A 2,534-nucleotide genomic window follows, 5' to 3' on the forward strand; every position below is an offset into this window, starting at 1 on the left:
TGGCCGGTCGCCGCGACGATCACCGTCGACGGCTACCCCGGCGGCGCGGTCGACACCGACCCGGTCAGCGGCCGGTACGCCGTCCGGCTGCCGGACGACGGGAAGTACAAGCTGCACGTCTCGGCGACCCTGCCGGGCTACAAGACGGCGGACGACACGGTCGCCGTCGGCTCCGACGACGTACGCCACAACGTGTCGCTGTCCGTGGACGCGAGCGCCTGCACCACGCTCGGCTACTACTTCGGATACAACGGCACCACGACCGACTTCGAGGGCTGGAGCGGCGCCACTCCGAAGGATGGCTGGACCGTCACCGACACCAGCGGCTCCGGGGTCACCTGGCGCTTCGACGACCCGGGTCACTACGGCAACGACACCAGTGGCACCGGCCAGTTCGCCGAGGTCGACTCCCGCAACGGCGGCAACGACACGCGCGAGACGACCAGCCTGGTCTCGCCGGTGCTGAACCTGAGCGGCGATGCCACGCCGATCGTCTCCTTCGACAACTCCTTCATGTCACCCCTCTACAACTCCAACGCCTACGTCGAGGTCAGCGTCGACGGCGGAAAAACCTGGACCTCGGTCTGGCACATGTCCCGCACGATCTCCTACGGCCCCGAGGTCGTCGCGATCCCGCAGGCCGCCGGAAAGAGCGACGTGCAGGTGCGGTTCCGGTACGACGCGGTCCACTCGTGGTTCTGGAAGGTCGACAACGTCTTCATCGGCAACCGCTCCTGCGATGCCACCGCCGGTGGGCTCGTGGCCGGTACCGTCGACGACGCCAACACCGGCAAGGCACTCTCCGGAGCCGGCGTCAGCGTGGCGGGCACGCCGACGGCCACGACGACCGGCGGCAGCTACGAACTGTTCGCGCCCGCTTCTGCCGCCGACAGCTCCGGCCGGACCACGCTGGGGGTCGTCGACGGCGCGTACACGGGCTCGACCGCGAAGGTCTCCGTCGCCCGTGATCGGGTCACCCGGAAGGACTGGCGCCTGGGTGCCGGCCGGATCAGTGTCTCCGGCGACTCGCTGCGGGTCACCCAGCCGCTGGGCCGGTCGACCACCCGGACCGTGACACTCCGCAACACCGGCACGGCACCCGTCCACGTCGTCCTCAACCCGCAGGACGGCTCATACACCCCGGACTCGACCCCGGGGCAGGCGCGCAAACCCGGCACCGGGGCACCGGTCCGGCACGTCGGTGGCCGCTTCACTCGTGGGTCGCTGCTCGCCGGTAAGGCGCACGCGGCCGTCACACCGACCGGCTCGACCGACGCGGCCCTCGTGAGTGGCGCCACCGCGTGGACCACCGCCGACGCCCTGCCGACGCCGGCCATGGACAGCGGCACGGTGACGCTCGACGGCAAGGTCTACACCTTCGGCGGGACCGACGGGGCGAACATGCTGTTCAAGGCCTACGTCCACGACCCGGCCACCGGCGGTTGGCAGCGGCTGGCGAACATGCCGGAGAAGCTGGAGAAGCCCGGCGCGGTGGCGGTCGACGGAGAGATCTACGTCGTCGGCGGCTGGGACAGCACCGGCAACGCCTCAACCGCGGCATACCGCTACGACCCGAAGCACGACTCGTGGTCCACGGTGGCGTCGCTCCCCGCGGGCGTCGTCGCCGGCGGTACGGCGGTCCTCGGCGGCCGGCTCTACGTGGTCGCCGGCTGCGGCGGCAACTGCATCCCGGCCTCGCAGGCGACCTACGTCTACGATCCCCGGGCCGACGCCTGGAGCCAGGTGGCGAACTACCCGATCACCGACTCGTGGTTCTCCTGCGCCGGCATCGACGGCCAGGTCGTGTGCGCGGGCGGAACCGACCCGGTCACCGGCGAGGAGACGACGGCGACGTACGCCTTCGACCCGGTCACCGGCGCGTGGACTGCGCGGGCCGACCTGCCGTACCCGAACTGGGCGATGGCCTCCGCCTCCTCCGGCGGGCGGCTGCAGCTGGTCGGCGGTGTCACCGGCGGACAGCTGACCAACCAGGCCGAGGAGTACGACCCGGTCACCAACTCCTGGTCGGCTCTGCCGGCGGCCAACGCGCTGGTCTACCGCGGTAGCGGCACCTGCGGACTGTACGTCGTCGGCGGTGCGGATGGCGGCAACCGCCCGGTCACCGGCGTGGAGCAGCTGCCGGGGTACGGCGACTGCGGCAGCTCCGGCGCCGCCACCTGGCTGTCGGCGCCGCGCACCGTCACCGTGGCCCCGGGTGCCGTGGTGAAGGTACGGGTCACCCTGAACGCGGACGAGGTCGACCAGGCCGGCACCTACACGAGCGGGCTGACCGTCGACACCGACTCGCCGTACGCCGTCCCGGCGCTGGCCGCCACGATGAAGGTGACCGGCACGCACTGACCGCGGACGGCTGACCGAACGGCACGACCTGACGGGGCTCCCGGGAAACCGGGAGCCCCGTTCCGGGATCAGTGCCGGTGAGAGTCGGCGAACTTTGAATCCTCCCCCAGCTGAAGGACTCCGTTGGGAAATCCGTGAAACGGCCGCATAAGCACCGCCTATGCGGCCGTTTC

At 71.1% G+C, this 2,534-nt stretch carries 1 protein-coding gene; it reads left to right on the forward strand.

The window, feature by feature from the left end:
* A partial coding sequence (locus tag ACWDA7_RS51965; RefSeq protein ID WP_450615103.1) for a Kelch repeat-containing protein occupies positions 1-2,361 on the forward strand: 2,361 nt, incomplete at its 5' end.
* Positions 2,362-2,534: the final 173 nt, after the last annotated feature.

This window comes from Streptomyces sp. NPDC001156, assembly GCF_053598275.1.